The organism is Romboutsia weinsteinii, assembly GCF_002250835.2.
Classification (GTDB): domain Bacteria; phylum Bacillota; class Clostridia; order Peptostreptococcales; family Peptostreptococcaceae; genus Romboutsia_A; species Romboutsia_A weinsteinii.
This window is the reverse complement of record NZ_NOJY02000008.1, coordinates 102,466-126,800: the sequence shown is the minus strand read 5'-3', so window position 1 is coordinate 126,800 and position 24,335 is coordinate 102,466. Positions and strand designations below refer to the sequence as shown.

At 30.3% G+C, this 24,335-nt stretch carries 16 protein-coding genes; 2 read left to right on the top strand and 14 right to left on the bottom strand.

Features of this window, described 5'->3' with window-relative positions:
* Positions 1-12: 12 nt before the first annotated feature.
* The 5 genes from nikB to CHL78_RS06515 form a co-directional block, all read right to left on the bottom strand.
* Positions 13-939: a nickel ABC transporter permease gene (gene nikB, locus CHL78_RS06535; protein ID WP_094369044.1), complete on the bottom strand. Its 927-nt coding sequence runs from the start codon at positions 937-939 to the stop codon at positions 13-15.
* A 19-nt stretch (positions 940-958) separates the two neighbouring features.
* A complete protein-coding gene (locus CHL78_RS06530) occupies positions 959-2,503 on the bottom strand; it encodes an ABC transporter substrate-binding protein (RefSeq protein ID WP_158540646.1) in 1,545 nt (514 codons plus the stop codon).
* 211 nt (positions 2,504-2,714) lie between these two features.
* Positions 2,715-3,863: a beta-aspartyl-peptidase gene (iadA, locus tag CHL78_RS06525; protein WP_094369051.1), complete on the bottom strand. Its 1,149-nt coding sequence runs from the start codon at positions 3,861-3,863 to the stop codon at positions 2,715-2,717.
* Positions 3,864-3,867: 4 nt separating this feature from the next.
* On the bottom strand, positions 3,868-5,310 hold the full coding sequence (gene nhaC / locus CHL78_RS06520; RefSeq protein ID WP_094369046.1) for a Na+/H+ antiporter NhaC: 1,443 nt from the start codon (positions 5,308-5,310) through the stop codon (positions 3,868-3,870).
* A 215-nt stretch (positions 5,311-5,525) separates the two neighbouring features.
* Positions 5,526-7,553 carry a sigma-54 interaction domain-containing protein gene (locus tag CHL78_RS06515; RefSeq protein WP_094369047.1) on the bottom strand — a complete coding sequence of 676 codons (2,028 nt, stop codon included), beginning with the start codon at positions 7,551-7,553 and terminating at the stop codon, positions 5,526-5,528.
* A 221-nt stretch (positions 7,554-7,774) separates the two neighbouring features.
* Here CHL78_RS06515 and CHL78_RS06510 point away from each other — a divergent pair, with 221 nt between their 5' ends.
* Entirely contained in the window at positions 7,775-8,851 is a 1,077-nt protein-coding gene (locus CHL78_RS06510; RefSeq protein WP_116041290.1) for a M24 family metallopeptidase, read from the top strand.
* A 213-nt stretch (positions 8,852-9,064) separates the two neighbouring features.
* Here CHL78_RS06510 and CHL78_RS06505 read toward each other — a convergent pair whose 3' ends face one another.
* The 4 genes from CHL78_RS06505 to CHL78_RS06495 all read right to left on the bottom strand — a co-directional run bounded on the left by CHL78_RS06505 (position 9,065) and on the right by CHL78_RS06495 (position 12,566).
* A complete protein-coding gene (locus CHL78_RS06505) occupies positions 9,065-10,477 on the bottom strand; it encodes an APC family permease (protein ID WP_116041288.1) in 1,413 nt (470 codons plus the stop codon).
* A gap of 148 nt (positions 10,478-10,625) precedes the next feature.
* On the bottom strand, positions 10,626-11,327 hold the full coding sequence (locus CHL78_RS06500) for a Type 1 glutamine amidotransferase-like domain-containing protein (protein ID WP_116041286.1): 702 nt from the start codon (positions 11,325-11,327) through the stop codon (positions 10,626-10,628).
* A gap of 217 nt (positions 11,328-11,544) precedes the next feature.
* Positions 11,545-11,670 carry a hypothetical protein gene (locus CHL78_RS21295; RefSeq protein WP_274541840.1) on the bottom strand — a complete coding sequence of 42 codons (126 nt, stop codon included), beginning with the start codon at positions 11,668-11,670 and terminating at the stop codon, positions 11,545-11,547.
* A gap of 155 nt (positions 11,671-11,825) precedes the next feature.
* Entirely contained in the window at positions 11,826-12,566 is a 741-nt protein-coding gene (locus tag CHL78_RS06495) for a YwaF family protein (RefSeq protein ID WP_116041284.1), read from the bottom strand.
* Between the two features lie 434 nt (positions 12,567-13,000).
* Here CHL78_RS06495 and nhaC (CHL78_RS06490) point away from each other — a divergent pair, with 434 nt between their 5' ends.
* Complete coding sequence (gene nhaC, locus CHL78_RS06490; protein ID WP_116041282.1) at positions 13,001-14,416, top strand: Na+/H+ antiporter NhaC; 1,416 nt, start codon at positions 13,001-13,003, stop codon at positions 14,414-14,416.
* 82 nt (positions 14,417-14,498) lie between these two features.
* On the opposite strand, the gene CHL78_RS06485 is transcribed toward nhaC (CHL78_RS06490), so the two are convergent.
* The 5 genes from CHL78_RS06485 to orr form a co-directional block, all read right to left on the bottom strand.
* On the bottom strand, positions 14,499-18,287 hold the full coding sequence (locus tag CHL78_RS06485; protein WP_094368622.1) for a polysaccharide lyase family 8 super-sandwich domain-containing protein: 3,789 nt from the start codon (positions 18,285-18,287) through the stop codon (positions 14,499-14,501).
* 801 nt (positions 18,288-19,088) lie between these two features.
* Positions 19,089-20,021, bottom strand: a complete 933-nt coding sequence (gene rocF, locus CHL78_RS06475; protein WP_094368620.1) for an arginase — start codon at positions 20,019-20,021, stop codon at positions 19,089-19,091.
* A 43-nt stretch (positions 20,022-20,064) separates the two neighbouring features.
* Complete coding sequence (locus tag CHL78_RS06470) at positions 20,065-21,711, bottom strand: M20/M25/M40 family metallo-hydrolase (protein ID WP_199534006.1); 1,647 nt, start codon at positions 21,709-21,711, stop codon at positions 20,065-20,067.
* Positions 21,712-21,742: 31 nt separating this feature from the next.
* Complete coding sequence (locus CHL78_RS06465) at positions 21,743-23,095, bottom strand: alanine/glycine:cation symporter family protein (RefSeq protein WP_094368618.1); 1,353 nt, start codon at positions 23,093-23,095, stop codon at positions 21,743-21,745.
* Between the two features lie 113 nt (positions 23,096-23,208).
* Positions 23,209-24,294 (bottom strand): ornithine racemase Orr, encoded by a 1,086-nt coding sequence (gene orr, locus CHL78_RS06460; protein WP_094368617.1) that lies wholly within the window; start codon positions 24,292-24,294, stop codon positions 23,209-23,211.
* Positions 24,295-24,335 lie beyond the last annotated feature (41 nt).

Here is a 24,335-nt window from a genome sequence, read left to right as displayed (position 1 = left end):
TATCCCCCCTACCTACTCATATTTAGCTTTTATTCTAGGATCTATATATCCATATAAAATATCTACCAACAAGTTAACCAAACTAAAACATACTGCAAATACAATCAAACAACCTAACACCATTGGTGTATCTTTTGCTTTTATTGCATCTACAATAAGTCTACCTACTCCAGGCCACGAAAATACCGTTTCTGTTAGTACTGCACCACCTAATAAGTTTCCAAACTGAAGACCTATTACTGTTATAACAGGTATTAATGCATTTCTTAATGCATGTTTTCTCACAACTTTTTTCTTATTAACCCCTTTTGCTTTTGCTGTTCTTATATAGTCTTGTCTGATAACATCTAGCATAGATGATCTTGTTGTCCTTGTTATATTTGCTGCACAAGATACCCCAATTGTTATAGCTGGCATTATTAAGCTAATATAAGAGCTTGCTCCACCTGATGGTAACCATCCTAAATTTAAAGAAAAAAGCATTATCATAAGTAATCCAAACCAAAAGTTTGGCATAGATACTCCTATTAGTGCAGCGATCATACTAATACTATCAACCAGCGAGTACTGCTTGGTTGCAGAGATTATACCTACTGGGATAGATACAATTATAGCAACTATCATTGCCCAAAATGTAAGTGCAAATGTATTAGGCAATCTTGACATTACCTCTTCAAATACATCACGTCCTGTTGCATAGGATTCTCCTAAATCTCCTGTTACACACTTTTTCATATATTTTGCATACTGAACTATTACAGGTTCATTTAGCCCAAGTTCTTCCTGTAGTTGAGCTATCGATTCTGCACTAGCATTATCTCCTAATATTATTGCTGCTGGGTCTCCAGGTGAAAAACTCATAATGTAAAATACAAGAAATGTAACTCCTAGTATTACTGGTATCAACATTAGTAGTCTGTTTCTTATATATCTGAACATATACTCACCTCTACTTTATTTATTTTTTAAAGCTTATATTTTCGTATCTATGGGTACCTATTGGATATATTTCTAGACCTTCTATCTTACTACTTGTACCTATTGCACCTAAGGGAGTGTATATTGGTGCTATTGCAGCGTCTTTTGTAATTATCTGTTGTATTTCTTCATATATTTTATTTCGTTTTATCTCATCTTGCTCAATTCTTCCTTCTCGAATTAAACTATCAACTTTTTCGTTTGAGTAGAATGTCCTATTTCCTCCACTACCTTTATTTTCTGTCAAATACAATGGTGCAAATGTGTTATCTGGTTCTGCATTTGGATTCCATCCTCTAACTGCCGCTTGAAAGTCACCGTTCATTTGCTTTTCTAACATTGCTCCAGACTCCATCATTTCTACATTAACTTTTACACCTATTTCTGCTAATGATGCTTGATATACCTGAGCTGTTTTTGATCTTACATCTGATGATGCTAATATGGTAAATTCTAGATTATTATCATATCCTGCTTGTTTTAACAAAGACTTAGCCTTTTTTAAGTTATAATCATAGTTTACTACATTGTTTGAATATCCTATAGATGTTGGCCCCATTATACCTTCTGATTTTATAGCTTCTCCATTTGTTGAAACTGCAATTATAGATGCTTTATCTGTAGCATAATTTATAGCTTCTCTTACCAATTTATTATCAAATGGAGCTTTTTCATTATTCATATCTAAAAATTCTATTGTAGTTGGACTGTACTCATTTAATACTAAATCAATGTTATCTCTTATTCTATTGTAGTCTACTGCATCAACATTAAGTAATACATCTATCTCTCCTGTCTCTAAAGCTATAGCTCGACTACTTCCTTCTGGAATAATTCTAAACTCCAATCCATCATTTTTTACCTCTCCATCAAAATAGTCATCAAATTTAATCAATATAAATCTATCTCCTGGTTTCCATGCTTCAAATTTATATGGTCCAGTGCCAATAGGATTTTCATCAATTTTTTTCCCACTAGCTTCTATTTCTTCTACTGATTTTTTATTTAAAATTGCTCCTCCTATATGTGATAAGCTTGATATTAATGTTGAAGATTTTTTATTTAAGTGAATTATAAAGTTTAAATCATCGATTACTTCTATTGATTCTATCATATCTACTAGGTGTCCTACTTTAGATGATTCCTTTTGCCTTTCTAGACTAAACTTAACATCATCTGATGTTAAAATTTCACCATTATGAAATTTGACTCCATCTTTTAATTTAAATTTTACAGTGGTATCATCTACCTGTTCCCAACTTTCTGCTAAGTCACCTTCAAAGGTATCTTCTGGTGTTAATTTGATTAATGTATTAAAGATATGCCTTGTTGCATTTGATGTTGAACTGTCATTAGCTTGATGTGGATCGAAAGATTTTACGTCTGTATTTTGTGCTAACCTTATAATGTCTTTCTCTCCATTAGAATAACTAGATGCCCCTACATTTGTGTTTAAACATCCAGTAGTTGTCATTACAACTATAGAAGCCAATACTATACTTACAATTTTTTTAGATATTTTCAAATTTACATCCCCCCTTAATCTTTTAATACTGTGAGTGTATAGTTCTAAATACATTATGTCTGATTTTTCTGATTTTTTCAATTATCAATTAATAATATTATTGTATACTTTACTTTTACTATAAATTAGAAGGAGTTTCTTAATTTGTACTTAATTAATAAAAAATAGGACTCGTTTTTACGAGTCCTATTTTTTATTAATTATAATTTTACTACATTTGTTCATATGATCCGTATACTAAAATTTTCTTATCCTCTACCATCACTTTACCATTTGCTATTACTGTACTTATATCTAGATTCTCATCTAATAAAAGTATATCTGCATCAGAGTCTTCAGCTATACATCCTTTTCTCGGATACACTTCTAATCCTTTAGCTACATTAGATGTTATATATGTTAAAGCTTCCTCTACACTAAAATCTAATTCATTTACCATATTTTTAAACTCTTCATGTAAACTTGATACACTAGATACACCCATCTTTACTAAGTTTCCACTTTCATCATACTTAGACCAACTACCATATCCATCAGAGCTTATTGTCATGTTTTCTATTGATACACCTACCTCTTTACCTTTTTGTATACATCTACCTGGAGTAAAGTCATCTCTCATTCCACAAGTTAAATCTATTTTACCTCCGCGCTTAGCATAGTCAAAAGCCTCTTCTAATAATTCTTTTCTTCTATTTACATGAGTAGGTCTTATTGTTTTTAATGGTATTTCAGTTTCTTCTAGGATTTCATTTACTTGAGATAGACCTCTTTTTCCATCCCCCATATGAAGAACTACAATTCCAGCTTTACCGCTAAGCATTCCAGCTACTCTCGCATCTGATGCTACTCTTTTTAATTCATCACTACTTACATTTGGACTTCTATGATCAGATAATGCTAACTTTACTCCTATAATCTCATCAATAAATGCAATATCTCTTTTTATTGAATCTGTCAGTGTAACTGTTGGATATTCATAAGATCCTGTATGAACAAATACTGTTATACCTTCTTCTTTTAATCCTTTTGCCTTAGCTACTAAATTTTCTACACTTCTAGTAGTACCGTCAGTTCCAAGCAAACCTACTACAGTAGTTATTCCTGCAGTTGTTAGCTTAGTTAATGTTATTTCGGGTGCTCTAGTACTAAAGCTACCCTCTCCACCTCCTCCAGTTATATGTACATGTTGATCTATAAATCCTGGAGTAAGTATTTTTCTACTTCCATCTATAATTTTTATCTTTTTATTTTCAAAGTTTATATTATCATCTATTAAAGATATTTTACCCCCACTTACAAAAACATCTTTTCTTCCTATATACTTTGGTGAGTAAACTGCTACATTTTTTATTAATATCATAGTTTTATGCTCCTTCAACTTCTTTAGTATCTTCATCATTATCTTCTATCTTAGCTATTCCAAACCCTGTTATCGCAAATATTATTGCAAATATTATTCCACTATAGTTAAGTATTGCCCATGGTAGATATTCAAGTGTTGGAACTCCTAAAGTAGCCGCCATATATGCTCCCGCTGCCGACCAAGGTACAAGAGGAACTATAACAGTACCAGAGTCTTCTAATGTTCTAGATAAGTTTTTAGCTGCTAAGTTTTTCTTTGGGTAAACCTCTTTAAATAGGTCACCTGGGATAAGTATAGAAAGATAAGAACTTCCTGTTACAAATGCAACTGTAAAACAAGACACTATAGTTGCAAGTATAATACCTACTGTTGATTTAACTTTTGACATTAATAAATCTAATACTACATCAAGCATACCAGAAACACTTACTATTCCTGCAAACCCCATTGCACAGAAAATTAGTACTGTAGTACCTGTAACTGAAACTACTCCACCTCTATTAATAAGTTTGATTACTTCTTCAGTTGGCTCACCTGCAAATCCAGTCATAGTTATATTGAATCCTTCTACTAAAGATTTAAATCCATCTACTATGCTAAATCCTTGTATTACACTCCCTAACAATATAGTAATTATACTTACACCTAGCATAGTAGGTATTGTTGGCCATTTTCTTACTGATCCTAATATTACTAATATTATAGGAAGTAGTAATATTGGATTAAAGTTAAACATTGAATCCAACTGATCCATCATTACTTGAACTAGCTCTGGAGTTACCATTTCTCCACTAGCCTTAAGCCCTACTATAAAATAAACTACTAGCGATACTAATGCTGCTGGTATTGTAGTGTATAACATATGTTTTATATGCTCGTACAACTCACTTCCTGCAGCCATTGGTGCAAGGTTTGTCGTATCTGATAAAGGTGATAATTTATCTCCAAAGAATGCTCCAGCAACTACTGCTCCTGCTGTTGCTGGTAGAGATACTCCAAGACCTCCAGCAATACCCATCATTGCAACTCCTATAGTACCTGCTGCTCCCCAAGATGTTCCTGTAACAATTGAAAGAACTGCTGATGCAAAAAATGCTGTTACTAATAAAAATTTAGGACTTATCATCTGTACTCCATAGTAAATTATCATAGGTACTGTTCCTGCAAACATCAATGATCCTATTAAAAATCCAACACTCCATAATATCAATGTCGCTGGTAAGGCACTTGAAATTTTATCTATTATAGCTTTTTGCATATCATTGTATGTGTATCCTAGTCTTAATGCTATAATAGCTGCTAAGAATGCTGAAATTATCATTATCGGCTCAATTCTTATTTTAAACACTCCATATCCAATTGTTAACGCTACTACCATGAATATTATTGGTATAAGTGCTTGTGCCAGTGTAGGCTTCTTTTTAATCGTTGATTCTTTACTCATACTAAATTACCTCCATAAAATTTATTATGCTGTTAAGTATAAGCAATTAATGTGCCAACCTTAATTTTGTATTACTTTCTTAATAATACAATGTATATTTTGAATATCACTTAAATAATTAAAAGATATTTCGAATTCTATATAAAATTTTAATTTTCTGATTTTTTATTTTTTTGTTTGATTTCTATTTTTTTATCCATTTAACCCTTTTGAATTTATATCCCAACCCTTTCCAACCCTTTATCAAGTACTTTTGTCCCATTTATCCCTTTATTAATTTCTATAAATTTTCTTTCTTTTAAGTTGCTCATTATCCGTCTTAATTTACCTTCACCTAGATTTAAGTTTTCTTCAGAAGCTAATACAGCTAGAGCCCTTCTTCCTATTCCTTTATGCTTGTAAATCTTATTCAAAACCCAAAGCTCATCTTCACTCAAATCTAAATGTTCTTCTATATTAGAAAATATATCTTTATTAATTTCTTCATATTTTTTGGCATCTATATCTTGTATTTGATTGACACTTTGTAAAATATCTCTTGGTAAATCACAAATATTTACTTTTATGCCTTCCTCTTTAGTACTAACTAAATACTCTACTATATTTATAAGCTCTCTTATATTTCCTGGCCACTTATAGCTTTCAAGTACTCTAAGAGCATCATTGCTAAAGAATGTCTCTATATTTTCTTTTACCTCAAACTTTAAAATATAATGCTTAAGCATTAACTTTATATCTTCTTTTCTTTCTCTAAGTGGTATTGAGTATATGGGCATAACATTTAATCTATAATATAAGTCTTCTCTAAATTTTTTGTCTTCTACCTCTTTTAAAAGATTCTTATTAGTCGCTGCTATTATTCTTATATCTACTGGTACTACTTCTGTACTTCCAACAGGAGTTATCTCTCTTTCCTGTAATACTCTAAGAAGCCTGGCTTGCAAATGTAGTGATGCATCTCCTATTTCATCTAAAAATATAGTTCCCTTATGAGCTTTTTTAAATAGACCTGCTTTTCCACCTTTTTTTGCACCAGTAAAAGCTCCATCTTCATAACCAAATAGCTCACTTTCAATTAGATTTTCAGAAAGTGCTGCAAAATTTACAGCTACAAATGGATATTCATATCTTGATGATTCATTGTGTATAGCCTGTGCTAAAATTTCCTTTCCTGTACCCGTTTCTCCTTGGATTAATACCGTAGAATTGCTTTTAGCTATTTTTTTAGCAAGCTTTATATTCTTAGCTGTAATTTCGCAATTTCCTATAAAATTATCAAATGTATATTTTGCATTAAGCTTTTCGCCTTTTCTTTTTCTTCTTAAGTCTTCATCTATTTTATGAATATTATCAGCTGGATTTATTACTATCATATTTCCTACAGCTATACTGTTGTTTTTTATTTCTTCTTTATTTATTAGAAGCTCTTGATCATTAATTTTTGCCATATCTTCTTTTAAACCACTAAACATTTCATATATGTCTTTAGAAATTATTTCATGCCTTTTAACATTTAAAATCTTTAGAGCTTCTTCATTTAGTACTAGTACTTTATTGTCTAAATCAGTATATATGATTCCATTTTTTTGATTATCAAGTATATTAGTAAGCATGTCTTTTAGCTTTAGTGATTTGTGAGCAGTATTTATATATTTTTTAGATATATTTACCATATTTCTATAAAAATAAGAAGATAGCATCTCCCCATGTTTATCAATATCATCTAAGCTAATAAGTACTTCTGTCAAACTTGTAATATCCATTTTTCTAGATTTTATATCTATAACTTCTTTTACTTCTTCTGGAACAATATCTATTTCACCCGGAGTAACTGCAATATTAGTTTTCTTATAACTTTTTATACCAGGATAGTAAGGAAAATAATTTACATGATCTATTCCATGACTCTTAAGTTGCTTTATTACTGTTTCACAAGTTTCTTTATCATCATTTACTAGAAGAATATTTTCACCTTTTTTTAAATTTAGAAGCTTATCTATGTAATCATGTCCTATTACTCTCTTCACCACGAGATATTTTGTACCTTGTTTTATTTTTTCTAGCACCATTTCTTCTACTATTTCACTTGAAAAAATCACTAAATCCCAATTTATATCAAAGTTTACATTTTGTTTTACATTGTACACTTCTATATATATCTTTTTATCTAATATGTTTTCTAGTTGCTCTTTTATAGTTATTCCTGTCTGATCTCCCATTGATATTATAACTATTTTTTTCATATACTCTCCTAAGGTTTATTATTTTTTACTTAATATTTGATTTTAGTATATTATATCTTAGAAATTTATAAAACAGGATACAATCTTTTTCATCAATAATTTAATAATCATTATTTTTTATATAATATTTTTTGATAGAAAATTTTGAATATAATACCTAATATGTATAAATATGTTATAATATATATGGATATACAATTACTTAAAAGGGGGCTTTTTTTATGAAAATGCAAAGACTTAATGCTGTTATTGAAAGAATGAAAGAGGATAACATAGCTCAAATGCTAGTAACTGATCCTACTGCGATCTTTTATTTAACTGGAAAAATGATTCATCCGGGGGAAAGATTACTTGCTTTATATTTAAATATAGAAGGTAATCATAAATTATTTATAAATGAATTATTCCCAGTTCACGAGGACTTAGGTGTAGAAAAGGTTTGGTTTACTGATGTTGATGATGGACTTAAAATAATAACTGAGTACGTTGATAAAAACGCTACTATGGGTGTTGATAAGAACTGGCCTGCAAAATTCTTACTTCGTTTAATGGAACTTGAAGGTGGAAATAAATTTGTTAACTCTTCTTACATAATAGATACTTTAAGAATGTGTAAAGATGAAGAAGAAAAAGATTTAATGAGAAAGGCTTCTGCTTTAAATGATGAAGCTATGAAAAGACTAAAATCTACTTTACCTTCTGGTCTTACTGAAAAACAACTTGTTGGTGAGTTAAATAAAATATATGAAGAAATAGGTGCTGATGGATTCTCATTTGACGCTATAATAGGGTTTGGTGCTAATGGCGCTGACCCTCATGCTTCTGCTGGTGATGCCTTAGTTCAAGAAGGAGATGCAGTAATATTTGATATAGGATGTATAAAGGACAACTATTGTTCAGATATGACTAGAACAGTATTCTATAAAAATGCTCCAGAAAAAGCTAAGGAAGTATTTGAAATAGTACTTGAAGCTAACAAAAGAGCTATCTCTTTAGTTAAACCAGGAGCTAGATTCTGCGATATAGATGCTGCTGCTCGTGACTATATAACTGAAAAAGGTTATGGAAAATACTTTACACACAGAACTGGTCACTCTATAGGTCTTGAAGTACATGATATGGGAGATGTTTCTGCTATAAATACAGATACATTAAAACCAGGAATGATATTCTCTGTTGAGCCAGGTATATACTTACCAGGTGAATTTGGAGTAAGAATAGAAGACTTAATATTAGTTACTGAAGATGGATATGAGAACTTAAATAAACATGATAAGGAACTATGCATAATAGGATAGTAAAACTTTTCATTTTACTTTTTTAAAATTAATATTATTTTATAAAGGAATTTAAAATCATATATAGAATTATATATATAGAATTATTTTTATAATTCACTGAGGTTAGAGCTCTATGGACTTCCACTCCTGGGGCTCTTTTAATGTTGTTTTATATATAAAAGAGCCAGATAGAATTTTATCTATCTGGCTCTTATTTATTTTAAAAGCTATCTACTTTACATTAGATGCTTTTTGTTTCTTTTCAAATCTATTCCAAATTATTATTCCTGATGCTATTACTAGCACTGCTCCACCAATCATTTGTAATTCATATACTATGTTTTCTGCTAATGTTGGCATAACTGGTGCTGCTGATAATACTATACCTACTATAGTAACTACTAAAACTAATCTAGCAACGGCTATACAAGTATTAGTGTTCTTAGATATTACATAAGGTCTAACCTCATTAGGTCTATCTTTTCTAAGTCTTATGTATGCTGCAAATAATAATACATATGGGAATAATGCTGTCAAAGCTGTCATTGTTACAAGTACATTGTATATAGCATCAACTGATGGTAAGAATGTAGTTATACATAATATAACTGAAACTATTATTGCTTGTAGCGTAACTGCCTTTACTGGTATGTTATGTTCATTTAGCTCTGTAAATTTCTTAGAGAATATCCCCTCTTTAACACTACCAAATAACATCTTTATAGGTGAAGCTATGTATAATATTATAGCTCCAAGTACTGAAAATGCTATACCAAACGCAACTATTTGAACAAACCAAGATGGTATTCCAAGTGATACACTTACAGCTGCAAGAGCATCTAATACACCTTTAGAAGCTGTTAATTCTTCTGGAGGTAGTACCATAGTTATTGCTACTGAACCTAATACATATAATACCGCTATTATTACAGCTGATATAATTATAGCTTTTGGGAAGTTCTTTTCCGGCTTATCTATTTCAGTTATAAAGTTTGCAGTAGTTTCTGCTCCTGCTAAACCAAACATAACTGCAGATATTGCAACAAATGAGTCCATATTCATTTGAGGAGTAAGTGTTGCTACTGTATAAGTAGATGCTGATTCATGCTTTCCAAGTACAAATACTGCTAAGAAAGATAAACCTATTAAAAATGCTGCTGGTATAGTTGAACCAAGTGCACCTGCATTAGTAAATATCTTTGCAAAAGACATACCTTTTGTTGCGATGTATGAAAGTACCCAAAATACTATTATAGATGTTACAAATACAAATATTTTATTATCTGCAAGTGCTGGATTACCTATAGTATAAGATACGTTTACACATAAGAACGTTAAGAATGATGTATACCAGAATATCTTAGCTGTCCAGTTTAACCAAGAAACTAAGAATCCATATTTTTCACCATAGGCTTCTTTAACCCACTCGTAAAGACCACCATCTCTTTGGTAAGTTGATGCTAGTTCTGCACATATTAATGCTCCTGGCACGAAGAATATAAAAGTAAATAATACCCACATTGGAATAGCCCCTAGACCCAATCCAAAGCTTGAAGCGGTAGATTTAGCTATCCATCTTATACCAAACATTGCTGATACGTTCATAAATACTAAGCTCCATAACCCAATTTTTTTCTTTTCCATTTTCAATTGTCCCCCTATTATGCTTTTTTATATCTAAAATAAAAGATATATCCCCTTGATAAATCAGGTATTTGTTAATAAATTTTAACATACTGTTAAATATTGTAAATACCTTCTTGATTTATATTACTAAATTTTTACAATATTTTCAATATTTTTTTGTTTTAATAAAAACAGAATAGGGTATATTTTCAAACACTTCTACATCACCAAGTAGTACTATCTCTCCTTTATTTATTAACAATCCACCTGTGTCTTTCATAGCATAAACTCTTTTCACTTTTTCATTCAATACTTTCTTTATAGAATTATTTTGTAAATCAGTATTATTGTAATGTACCTCTATATAGAAATCACTGATTATATTTAATCCTTTTTCATATGAAAATACATCATAATCTTTATCTGGTGTAATATGATAGTTTTCTAGTTGTATCATTGCACCTGCACTACTTCCCATGACAATTCCTTTGAACTCTTCTATTTCTTCTATTATTTTAAACTCCCTTAATCTATCCATCATTCTATCTGGTAGACCTCCAGTAAAGAATAAAATATCACTTTCTTGTATATTTTTCTTAGCTATTTCACTATCATCATTGAAGTAATTTAGCCATTTAATATTTTTCTCACTAATGTTATAACTTAAAAATGGATTAACTACATCATCATAGTATTTACCATCATCTTTATTATAAGCTTTTTCCCATTCATCTTTATTTGTCATCCAATCATCATGAAAAGAAAATGGTATTATTAAAACTTTATGACTATCGCTTATAATGTTTTTTAATTTTTCATAGCACCAACTCTCGTGAAAATTGTATAAATTCAATAATATATTAATCATCTTACCCCACCTTTTAAATATTTTTTAATTATATTTTAGTTTATATATTTCAAAAATGCTAACAGATTGTTATATACCACTATATTTTTATGTAATTAAAAGGAGCAACAAGTATATTATCTTGTTGCCCCTATCATATATAATACTTAATTATAAGTGAATTTTATTATGTTACGTTACATCTTAAAATATTATATGGGTATTTTGATTATGAAAATTATTTACTACTATTATCTACGTCTGCATCTACATCTGCAGCATCTACGACAGCATCCACATCTTCTACAAAGTCCAAATCCAAAAAATATTCTTCTACAGCGTCTACAACAGAAAAACAAAGCATCATCTCCTTCTAAAAAGCGATTTTTATCGCTTAGTATATTATATTAATACTTACATATTATGACACTGTTCTGCAAAATATTTTTCATTTTTGAATTTCTTTAGCAAAATAAAAGTCTAACAAAAGAATATCTCTCCTTAGACTTTAAATTGGCTTTATTTATTTTTTATTACATAATTTTTATAGAATATCAATTTAAATAATATAAACCATATGAAAAAAACACTCATAATAAAAATTTCATAATTAATTAAATAAAAAGTACTTTCTCCAAAGCATTCTATTATCGTTCCTTTAGGACCTATATTACCACTAAATCCAACGTACAAATAGTCGGTATTAAATATTGTATTTAATATTCCCATGATAACTGCTAAAGTTTGTATTATTATAAATACATTTATTGCTTCTCTTTTACTTGGTAAATATTTATATATTATTGCATAGTACATCGGAACAATTGCAATAAGAGAGTGCATACCCATAAATTGATAATATCTATAGTACATCCATGAACAAGAAACATCTGGACTTAATATAGATCCAATTCCTCCAAGTACTCCGCTAAATATTACAAAATTAAATATCTTCTTATTGTTTGTTAATAATAGAATTATACAAAGTAATGCGCTTATTGAGCATAATTGCAGTGGTAACTTGTGTATATTAAACCCTGTTTGCATCCATAGTAATATATAGTTTGATATGTAAAATATACTTAAAGATACTAACATACATATTCTAAATAGTTTGTCTATTTTGATATTAGTTTTTATTTTATATCTAAATCTACTAATACAATATATAATTGTAAATGTAATAAATATAGGTATTAATATTTCTAAAATTGTTGTTCTATGTCCAAAATTTGTATTATAATCAAAAAACTCTTTCATATGAAGCCCCCTTGAGCAAACTAGTTTTTTAATTATATGTTTTTTATATCACCTAAATACCTTCTATCTATAACGTCTATCTATTTTCATATAACATAGATCTTTTAAAGTTTTATAGTAACGAAACGTGACGTAGTGACGTAATATATAAAAATTTACTCGCGCAAGCTTTTTTGCTTTTAGCGCATATTTTTTTGCTGATTTTCTATACTAATGTATACACACTACAATCTACATGAAAATATATATTCAAACTTACTCCTCACGCCTAATTAAGCGCAATTTTCTTAATATTCTTTCCATTGAATTGAAAGTAAATTTTTTTTCTGATAAATTCATAATATGGCATATATATTGCTAAATTATTTTACATCATAAATATTTTCTATCACCTTTAGATTTCTTATATATAAGTTAAGGGAGGATAATTTAATATGAAAAAAAGAGAAAAGAAGAAGGCCACCCTGTTTGATGCCCTAATACCAATCGCATTTCTAATGTTATTTTTAGGAGTATCAATATTTAAATTTGGCTCTTCTCCTCATGTTCCATTAGTTGGTGGTACTATAATTGCTGGGCTCGTTGCAGTTTATAAGCTAGGTTATGAATGGCAAGAACTTGAAGAAAGTATGTTTAGCTCTATTAAAATGGCAATGCAAGCCATCTTAATAATTATGATTATAGGGATATTAATTGGTACATGGATTATAAGCGGTGTAGTTCCAGCTATGATTTACTGGGGTCTTGAGATATTATCTCCTAGTATATTCTTAGTGGCAACTACTTTAATATGTTCTGTTGTTTCTCTTGCTACAGGTTCTTCTTGGAGTACTATGGGAACTGTAGGTGTTGCTCTTTTAGGAATTGGTCAAGGTCTTGGTATACCAAACGGTTTAATAGCAGGTGCTATAATTTCTGGTTCTTATTTTGGTGATAAATTATCTCCACTTTCAGAAACTACTAACTTAGCTCCAGCTATGGCTGGTACTGATATATTCCAACATATTAAATACATGCTTTACTCTACTATTCCAACATTAGTTATATGTCTAATATTATATGGAATAATTGGTATGAGATATGCTGGTCAAGACTTAGATATGTCTCAGATTAATATTATCAGAGAAACTTTAGCAGCTTCATTCAATACTTTATCTCCTATTTTATTTATCCCTCCTGTTGTAGTTATCGGATTAGTTATATTTAAAGTTCCTGCTATTCCAGGATTAATAGTTGGTGCAGTTCTTGGGTTTATATTTGCTATAGTGTTCCAAGGTGCATCCGTTGGTGATATATTATCAGCTGCTCAAGATGGTTACGTCTCTACTACAGGTGTGGTGGCTGTTGATGATTTATTATCTAAGGGCGGCTTAATGGGTATGATGTCAACGGTATCTATGACAATCTGTGCTCTTGCCTTAGGTGGAATACTAGAAAAAACAGGTATGCTTGAGGTTATAGCTTCATCTATTCTTAAGCTTGCAAAGGGTGTATTTGGAACAGTTGCATGTACTATGATTACTTGTGCAATGACTAATGCTGTTGCTGGTGAACAATATCTTTCAATAGTTATCCCAGGTAGAATGTTTAAAGATGAGTATGCAAAACGCGGTCTTCATCCTAAGATGTTGTCTAGGGCACTTGAAGATAGTGGTACGTTAACATCTGCACTTATACCTTGGAATACATGTGGAGCATACATACACGGTACATTAGGAGTTAGTGCATTTACTTATTTACCATATGCATTTTTAAATATAATTAATCCATTAGTTTCTTTATTCTTAATAGCTATTAAATTTAAAATAGCTAGAATAGAACCAAGTGAGCTAGATACAGAAAAAGCATAAAAAAAAGAAGTTGTCTTTAAAGTTTTAAGACAGCTTCTCTTTTTTTACATATAAACGCTCTACTTTGTTTAAATTGATTAAATTACTTTTTTATAACGAAATCTTTGCTCATATCAGACTTATTACCTTGCTTATCTACTGCATATAGGTTTAGTATATGCTCATCTTTTGATATTTTTAATTTAATTTTTTCATTGTTTACTTTATCTATGTACTTACCGTCTAGATAAACCTCATAAAACTTTACTTTTTTATTATTATTTAGATTTTTCCAAGTAAGGCTCACTTGATTGCCTTTTATTTTTTCTATTTTTATGTCAGTTGGTGCATTTAATTTATTTTCTTCTTTTATCTTAAACTCTGCATTTATTGTAGAGCCCTTAGCATCTTTTACATTTATTTCTAGTATTAGTTTATCAGATGATTCAACTACTTTTACTCTATCATCTTTATTGATTACATCTTCAATATTCTTGTCTAATTCTACTCTGATTGTTCCTTCATTTTCCATAGTTGGATCTGATACACCTATTCTTAATACACCACTATCTTCTTTTACCATAACAGATGATTTTTTATCTGTTGAAATAAAATCAATGCTTTGGTTATCTTCCCAGAAGTTAGCTGCAGTAATATTTAATGTATTTTCTCTTACAGCGTGTATACCTTCATTATTCTCTAGAATTTCAATATTTGGGTTTTCATTATATTCTTTTACTTCTTCTTCAGATTTATTAGGTAGTAACACATATGAATATGATTCATTTTCAGGGTCTATTCCATGATCAACCCACATAGTTAAGAAGTTGTTCTCTTCAACTAAACTTGGCTCTGTTTCATTTATATCATTCCAGTTTCCTGTTCTATGATCTCTTAATATATTTATATCAGCTTTATTTGGGAAATAGTATCCTATATCTGTATTTTCTTTGCTTCCTTTAAGGTGAGCCCAACTTACTCCCTCTTTAGATGTTTTATCCCCTATGTTATTTATTGAAGCTTGTCCATCTACAGTAAATACTTCATTACCTTTTTCAGATAATCTTCTATTTTCAACTACAGTTTCAATAGTTCTTCCCTTAGTACTTGTTATATCTGAACCTATAGAAACAACTTCATCATCAAACATAAACCATGACTTTTTAGCTTTTAAATCCATCTTATACTTTTCATCTTTTTCCTTTGGATTTTCTTTATCTAAATACATGCCTGAAGCACCGTATCTTCCTTCTATTGTACTTCCACCTACCCAATTTTCTCCATTGATTACTTTTGAACCACTTGCTTCATTATATAATTTTACAGTGTCTACTGTTGTTCCTGGCAATCTATAAGGGTCTACTGTTGGCCAAAATCCTTTAGAAAATTGTTCTACATCTCCATTGTATAAATACGTCATACCGTCAGCTGTATGGTAACCCTTTGTATTTTCTTTGTTCATTGCTTCATACATGTAGGTTCTATTTGAATATGTACTTATTCCATATACAAACCCTGGTCTTCTGTGTACAACTCTATCCATATTAGCATAATTGTAATGCCCGATTAATTCTTTGCTAGGTTTTATTTTGCTATCATTTAAGATATCTTTAATCATAGCTCTAAACTCTAAATCATTAGTAGTTTCAACCATATCTTTTGAGTCATTAGATTGTAGCCAGTACTTTACAACCCCCTTAAGTCTTAAAGCTTCATCTGGTGTAGCAGCAGGAATAAAGTATTTTACAATACTCTTCATAACCCCTTCACCATTGTTAATATCTTGCCACTTAGATCTTGATATAGATCTTCCATTTACCATATCCATTATCAATCCTTTGTACATTAGAGGTTCAAATGATTTTTCTATTACGTCATAAATTATATTAACTTTATCACTTGGGATTGCCCACTCTGTTCCTTCTAAGAGATAATTCATTCTACCTATACCTGTTAGTAGTATAGCTCCATATGTACCTGTATAAGGTATAGCATCATGTTGTATAATAGACCCATCTTCATATATTCCATTTTTTTCGGTTACATACTGTAACTCTGGCAATAAGTCATTACTTGCTTCTTGTAATTTTTCACTATCTTTTATTAGTAAGCTTCTATATATCACCACTTGGCACATATCTAACCTATTAGCGCCTTCACTTTGTATAGGGTTTTCTCTTGGACTCCACTGATCTCTCGCATTTGGTACATAGTAATCTATTATATCTGTATATTTTTTAATAGTTTCGGCTGTTAAATAGTCTTTTATTAATACTAAAGTATCTGTAAGCCTTTGAGGTGCTCCTATTTGCCAATCCCACCAGTTGCCATAGTAATCTTCATTGTATCTATTTTCCATTAGCCACTCAATGCCATATACAATATCTTTTATCAGCTCGCTATCGCCTTGTAACTCTGAACCCTCTAGTAAAAATGCCTTAGCCATTTCTCTCAATCTTTCAAAGCTTTTAGTTATATGATTAGAATTTGTAGTGCTATCTAAGTCCTTCCAAAGATAATTTTTATTGTTATCTTTATTCATATTGTTCCAATAGATATTTGCTACACTAACAATTTTATCTACTGCTTCTTTATCCTTAATATCATTTGATGACAGTAAGTTATTTGGAACTAGTGAGTTATATATTTTATCTAACGAACTATCATATGTATCCTTTGTATGTTCATTTACTTTTAATTCAAATCTACCTAGCTCTTTCTTACCATCTATTGTTTTAGCTATAATATTTGTAGTTCCAGTATTTATAGCAGTTACTATTCCATCTTTAATAGTCGCTACATTGATATCTTCTACTTCTAAATTATATGATTCTGTCGTATATTCAGGATATGCTTTTGCCTTAACTATGTAATTATTATTATTATCTATATTTATTATTGAATTTTCAAATTCCACTCTTTCAATATCAACAGAGTTACTAACCTCTATATTACATTGTGACTTCAAATCTGGATAATTTTCTAACCAAACTGTGATAGTTGCAGACCCTTCTTTCTTTGATGTTATAACTCCATCTTTAACTTCAACTACGCTTGAGTCACTACTGTTCCATACAACTGGTTCCTTACTAGCTTCAATCGGATCTATATTGTATTTTAATACCCCGCTTTGATCTAAAGACATTTTAACACTTTCTTCTGATAAAGTTATACTTTGAGGCTTTGGCGTTACCTCCTCTAATTTAAAGTCATCAATGTATACTACTCCTGATGTTCCAACATGTAATCCAGAATCAAACTGTACTACCATTCTTAACCTACTTGCATTTTCATTACCTCTAAAAGAAGATTCAAAATTACTCCAATCAGTCGTACCTGAAACTGTACCTAGTGTTATTGTTTCTAAAACTTTGTTTGATGAATCTAATTGCTCTACTTTTACTAAGATAGGACTATGAGTTGTAACACTACAATCAGCTTTCGCTAAATCTTCACCCTTAATCCATGTGCTTATTTTGTACTCCTTATCCTTTTCGATCTTAGGAGATGTTGTAGTAACTGACTTGAAAAATCCAACTGATTTATCTAGAGTTATTTTAACTGCATTATTCCCACTCTTACTGTCTGATGTTATTTCTCCTATCATAGTAGGTGCAAATTGACCATAACTAGAAATCTCCCAGTTTCTAGGTTTAACTTCATCTTTCCATAAGTATGCATCTGAACTTGTTGTTTTAAATGTATCTTCAAAATCTCCATTCATATGTATTATATTATTTCTAGCTTGTGATACATTTTCAATTAAAGTTGCATTATTTTGTACTATATCCTCAGCATTTACTCTTATAGTTGCTAATGCAGCAAAATTATTAACTATTAATATAGCTGCTATGCTTTTGTATAGACCTCTATCTAACCTGCTTTTATTCATAATTACTCCCCCTATATATTTTATAAAAACGTTTTCTTTAGTTTTGTAAAACTATCCCCTATATTTACCAAAGTAAGTTCTGTATTATGAAACCACGTTTCATTTATAAAAACATTGTATATTATTTAATCATTTAAAGTCAATAATCTTTTTCATAAAATATTTAAATTTCAATTGATAAATGAATGTCTCTATATGAATTTATTTAATTATTAGACTTATATTTTAATAAAATATATAATGGTAATAATAATAATACTATTAGAATCTGAAAGGAGCTATTTATATAATGAGAGCAAAAATTGACTTATTAAAGTATCCTATATGTATAGCAATACTTACTATACTCTCTCTTATAATTCCTAAAATTTATGACATAGCTCCTCATTTGCTATATTTTGTTATGATCTCACCTTTGTTAACATGGATAGTCATACCTTACTGCTTTATCATGCAAGGGAGAATTTCTGCCTTAAATAATTATAAATTTGTATTTCCTCTATCTTTATGTTTACTGAGTATATTCTTATTTGAAATAATAACCATTTTACGAGGCATAACTCTATTGTCTGATATTATATACTTAGGAAATTTTATTTTAATAATATTTTATATTCTATCTTATATTACTGGATATGAAATCGGAAAAAATAAAGACAATAATCTTTAGAAATAAATCAAAGTTTACTGTACTTAACCATTTTGATAAGATTACGAAAACAAAGGATACCAATTACTTGGTATCCTTATTAATTAATTCTACTTTTCATATATATAAATTACTTATCTACGCATCAAGTGTTAACATTGCACCTCATTAGACAATCTTTTTTCTAATGAGAATAATAAGGCAATATGATTTAGCAAGTCTATGCATACATCTAAAGTAGTATTTTCTTCATCTATTATTGGATTAAATTCAACGAAGTCCATTGACTTTACTATATTTGTACTCATTATCCTATCTAATATATGCTTTGTATCCTCTAATGTATATCCTCCTTCGACTCTAGTTCCAGTACCAGGTACAAGATCTTTATCCATAAAATCAATATCTAAACTTATATGAATAGCGTCTATTTTTTGTTCTATACATTTCTTTACTATATCTTCTAATACAAAATCAAACCCTTTATTATCTATCATTACTTTATCATATAGATTTACTTTAGTTGACCTTATTAGTTCCTCTTCTTTTATATTTAAATCTCTAGCACCTATATGAAAAATATTCTCTTCTTTTATTTTCTTTCCCTCATAGTATAAATCTACAAGATTTTTTTTCCCAAAACCTGCTAGAGAAGCTAATGGCATACCATGATAATTCTTACTCTCTGATATTTCTTCTGTGTTAAAATCACCATGAGCATCTACCCAAACTACACCTAGATTCTTAAAGTTCCTACTTACTCCTGATATGCTACCTAGGGCTATACTATGATCTCCTCCTAGTATAATGGGAATATTTCCTGATTTAACAGAGTCATAAGTTACTTGAGCTAAGTTATTATTTACTTTATATATACTACTATAATATTTTATATTTTTATCATCTTTAAATCTATCTTCATTCTTTATTTTATCTACTTGTATATCCCCTAAATCAATGACATTAAGACCTGCTTCTCTAAATATATCTGAAATATTATTTTCTCTAAGCTTCTTAGGTCCATATTGAACTCCTTCTCTATCACATCCATAATAAATCGGAACACCGATTAAATTTATCCTCATAAAGTCCCCCTATATAATTTGAATTTTACAATCATATTATCATCTAGCCTAATAAGTTCATTATAGTTTTATAGACAAGGACAGGCGCAACTTCAAAAGAATATTTTTTCTCTATTCTTTCAGTAAACTTGTGAGCATCTTTTCCAAAGCTTCCGATATCTAATACTGGCAAATCAAGCTTTTGCATATCCTCAAGTGGTAAATAGTATTTACTTCCAAATCCAGGCATATTACTTTTAAGTGCGTGTATAATACTTGGATCTTTAGGACAAGCACCATAGCTTAGGTCACTTATATATGGAAAGAACTTCTTATATACGAGATTGTAATCTGTTTTAGTAGTATTTACAGCATTAGCAACAGCATCTAAGAGTACTCTTTCTTTTGGTGATTTTCCTTCTATATAAATATGTGGATAGTACGGTGGTGTAAAATATACTATAACAACTGGTTCTTTATTTGACCATAGCTTATGCAATTCTTCTACCATCTTTAAAGAGAAGTCTCTTTGATCTATACTAGAGTCATTTAGCATTTTACTTTCATATTCTTTCATATGTTCATCAACTTTACTTCCAATCTCATCTTTTACTTTATTGTACAATTCCTCATAAGTAAGTACTCTAGATTCCCATGGTAACTTCACATAATCTCTTTTACTAAGTTCACAAAATCTACTATACTCATTATTTAAACTTTCTATCGCACTATCAAACGCTTTTGTAGCTGCTATTTTCATTTTTATAAGAACTTCATCTGGAGTGCTACAATGAGTTGCATAGTTAAAAAATAATGTTGAAGTCTTAGCAATCTGAGCTGAATATTCTGGTTTTAAATCTCTTTGTTTTAATGTTATTGGAGGAAGAGAAACCTCGCCCTCAGCTATATCACAAAAATCTGTATTTAAATTTATTCTACTAGTAATTGCTGAAGCTATTTGATTTGGATCTAGTCCCTTAAAAGACTCTCCTACATGAGTTTCTTTACCAACAATGTAGAAAGATGGCATCAATTTTCCTACTGTGCCTACATATACATACTTATTTTCGTCTCCTTCATATTCCGAAGTCATATAATCTGTATCTAATAGTGCCAAATATTCAAAGCCTTCTTTTTCCTGCATCTTAACAAGCTCTGGAACACAAGATAGCATACCTCCTGAGTTTCCCTCTTCATCACATACTGCACAGAAGATTAAATTTCCTTCAAACTCTTCAATATTATTTGATATATCTTCCATGATTGCCATAATTATAGCATCACCTGTCTTCATATCAAATAGTCCTCTACCAAATAAATATTCGCCCGATTCTAAATCTCTTCTTACTTCTTCAGGTAAACTCACTTCTTTTAACATATCAGTAAGCTCATAAGGTTTATTTGCATATTCTTTAATATTCCCAAAATCAGATATACCAACTGTATCTGTATGACCTATCATAATTACTGTTTTTTTACTATTTCCTTTTTTACCTCTTAGTGTAACTATTAATGATTTTCTACCTAAGTTATCATTTATAACATCTACAAACTTTATGTCCTTTGGATTGTCTTTATAGTATGGCATCTGAGAAAAGATTTCATATATTTTGTTAACTGAGTCTAATTCTCCAAGTGTTTCTACTATGCTTAGTTGCTCTGTAAGCATAACAGCAATCTCTTCTATTCTCTTTGAAATATTCCTATCCATAAGTATTATCCTCCAATTAATATCTTATTGGCTAACTATTAGATTTCTCTTTACTAACTGCATCAAAGAATTTATCTGACTCTTCTTTTACTTCTTTTCTAAGCATTACAACACCAATCATATTTGTAATTATTACTCCAGCTAATGTAAAGTCTAGTAGTACTATTATCTTTTCTAAGTCAAATATTGCACCAACTATTATAAATGCTAAATAAACCACTCTTACTACTTTAGATGCCTTTAGTCCAAATAAGTATTCAGCTTGTTTTTCTCCATAAAATATTATCACTATAATTGTTGAAAGAACAAACATAAGTATACATATTGTTAAGAATGTTCCTCCAAAGAAATTACCAAGTACGCTTTGAACTGCAATAGAAGGCATAGAAGCCGCTTGACCTCCTCCAATTTCACTCCATACTCCAGTTGTTAACACTAAAAATGCTGATACTGTACATATTAAAAGAGTATCAACTAATATTTCAAATATGCCCCATAACCCTTGTCTAGCAGGAAAATCTGTTACTGCTGCAGAATGAGCAATAGTAGAAGTACCCATACCAGCTTCATTAGAGTAAGCTCCTCTTGCTGCTCCAGCTTTTATAGTAGCCGCTACTGCAGAACCGGCAAACCCACCAAATGCTGCTGTAGGAGTAAATGCGCCTTTAAGTATTAAACTAAATGCATGAGGTATTTGCTCAAAATTAACAAGTATTACGATTAATGCAACTACAAAATATGCTATTGCCATAATTGGAACCATTTTTTCTGTAACTTTTCCTATTCTTTTTATTCCACCATAAACTACTAAACCTACAATGATTATTAATGCCAAAGCACTTACCATAGGTGGGATATTAATAGTACTTGCAGTTTGAATTGCTGATGCTGCTTGAGTTGCAACAGATGGAGCTATTTCTACCATTAAGAAAAATGCAAATAAAGAACCTAGTAGTGGTAACTTTAATCCATTTTTTAGGTAGTACATTGGACCTCCAACATATTCTCCGGCTTCATTTTTTACTCTATACTTTATACCTAGTATTATCTCTGAGTACTTAAGAGCGCAACCAAATAGAGCAATTATCCACATCCAAAATATTGCTCCTGGCCCACCAGTAGCTATTGCTAATGGCACTCCTATAATATTTGCTGCACCTATTGTAGAAGCTAGTGCAGAAGTTGCTGCTTGGAATGGACTTATACTACCTTCTCCACTACTTTTTTTGAATATTCTTCCGAAAGTCTCCCTGACTATAAATGGAAACTTAGTAAATTGGAAAAATCTTAAAGTGATAGTCATTACAATTCCACCGCCAACTAATATAACTAGTACTGGATAAAGCCAAAGCCAATTAGTCAATTGTGTAAAGAGATCAAACATATTCATACCCCCATATAGTTTTTTATATTAAAGGAATGATGAGACGTGTATACATTGTCCCTAATATGAGAAAAGAAAGTAGATAAGCTACTTTCTTTTACATAAGTCACTCCTTAATATGCGGCACTGACTTTCTCATAAATTATTGATTTCTCTACGTATTTACTGGTAGATGCAGACATTAGTCCGCCATACCCTAGTAAAAACTCCACCTTATCTCCTATTAAATAGTTAGTGCTGCTATCTGTTATATCTAATATCATATGGTCTGAGCTAGCACCTAGTATTTCAATAGCCTTATCCATTGGTTCTAGTGATGTTATATCTATATCTTGCTTGCCTATTGCAAGTATTGCTCTTCTTCTAATACCTCTATCTACATATTCTGGCTTATTGCCAAAAGCATCAACACCTATTTCTCCTATAGGCTGTGATGGTTTATCTTTTAACTCTACTATTTCACAAACAAGCTTAAACGCATCTTGATAGCATCCCTTTATAGGATTTCCATAAGCTGTTTCCCTACCAAGTGCTATAGATTCACCTGGTCTTAGATTTGTTATTCCATCTGGCATTTCATCTTTATCTAATAAATAAAGTGAGCTAGAGTTTCCTCCAGAGATAAAATCTAGTTTTATTCTATAATCATCTTCTATAGATTTTGCTAAATCAACTAACCTTTGTAAATTTTCTTTACTGGGAATAATAGCTCCATAGCATGTTAAGTTTGTTGCTAAACCTATTATCTTTATATTTTCCATTTTTACCACTTCATCAATTGCGGCTAATAATTCTTCAACATTGAAAAACCCTTCTCTCAAATCCCCTAAATCTACCATAACAGCTATTTTGTGAATTTTATTTTGTCCTATCGCAACTTCATTTAATCTTCTTATTGTCTCAAGTTCTGAGTTAAAGCTTATGTCACTATATTTGACTACTTCATCTACTTCACTAATCATTGGTATTCTTAGTAAGATTTTTGGTAGTCTAATATGATTAAGGTTCTTAAGGTTATCTATTCTTGAGTCGGCTATATAATCAATACTTTCTTTTGATAAAGCTTCAACAACAGACTCTATAGCACAGTAAGATTTTGTTACCATTGCTACATCAATATTTTTATCGTGACACATTTTACATACTATTCTAGTATTTTCTCTTAGCTTCTTTACATCTATTTCTAATTTAGGGCACATACTTTTCCTCCTCTAAATTTTATTACTATATTTCTATTATT

What these genes read in the sequence shown, in the direction of transcription:
- nikB (WP_094369044.1), bottom strand. Translation starts at nt 939, where the DNA reads ATGTTCAGATATATAAGAAACAGACTACTAATGTTGATACCAGTAATA.
- iadA (WP_094369051.1), bottom strand. Translation starts at nt 3,863, where the DNA reads ATGATATTAATAAAAAATGTAGCAGTTTACTCACCAAAGTATATAGGA.
- nhaC (WP_094369046.1), bottom strand. Translation starts at nt 5,310, where the DNA reads ATGAGTAAAGAATCAACGATTAAAAAGAAGCCTACACTGGCACAAGCA.
- CHL78_RS06515 (WP_094369047.1), bottom strand. Translation starts at nt 7,553, where the DNA reads ATGAAAAAAATAGTTATAATATCAATGGGAGATCAGACAGGAATAACT.
- CHL78_RS06510 (WP_116041290.1), top strand. Translation starts at nt 7,775, where the DNA reads ATGAAAATGCAAAGACTTAATGCTGTTATTGAAAGAATGAAAGAGGAT.
- CHL78_RS06505 (WP_116041288.1), bottom strand. Translation starts at nt 10,477, where the DNA reads ATGGAAAAGAAAAAAATTGGGTTATGGAGCTTAGTATTTATGAACGTA.
- CHL78_RS06500 (WP_116041286.1), bottom strand. Translation starts at nt 11,327, where the DNA reads ATGATTAATATATTATTGAATTTATACAATTTTCACGAGAGTTGGTGC.
- CHL78_RS21295 (WP_274541840.1), bottom strand. Translation starts at nt 11,670, where the DNA reads ATGCTTTGTTTTTCTGTTGTAGACGCTGTAGAAGAATATTTTTTGGAT.
- CHL78_RS06495 (WP_116041284.1), bottom strand. Translation starts at nt 12,566, where the DNA reads ATGAAAGAGTTTTTTGATTATAATACAAATTTTGGACATAGAACAACA.
- nhaC (WP_116041282.1), top strand. Translation starts at nt 13,001, where the DNA reads ATGAAAAAAAGAGAAAAGAAGAAGGCCACCCTGTTTGATGCCCTAATA.
- CHL78_RS06485 (WP_094368622.1), bottom strand. Translation starts at nt 18,287, where the DNA reads ATGAATAAAAGCAGGTTAGATAGAGGTCTATACAAAAGCATAGCAGCT.
- rocF (WP_094368620.1), bottom strand. Translation starts at nt 20,021, where the DNA reads ATGAGGATAAATTTAATCGGTGTTCCGATTTATTATGGATGTGATAGA.
- CHL78_RS06470 (WP_199534006.1), bottom strand. Translation starts at nt 21,711, where the DNA reads ATGGATAGGAATATTTCAAAGAGAATAGAAGAGATTGCTGTTATGCTT.
- CHL78_RS06465 (WP_094368618.1), bottom strand. Translation starts at nt 23,095, where the DNA reads ATGTTTGATCTCTTTACACAATTGACTAATTGGCTTTGGCTTTATCCA.
- orr (WP_094368617.1), bottom strand. Translation starts at nt 24,294, where the DNA reads ATGTGCCCTAAATTAGAAATAGATGTAAAGAAGCTAAGAGAAAATACT.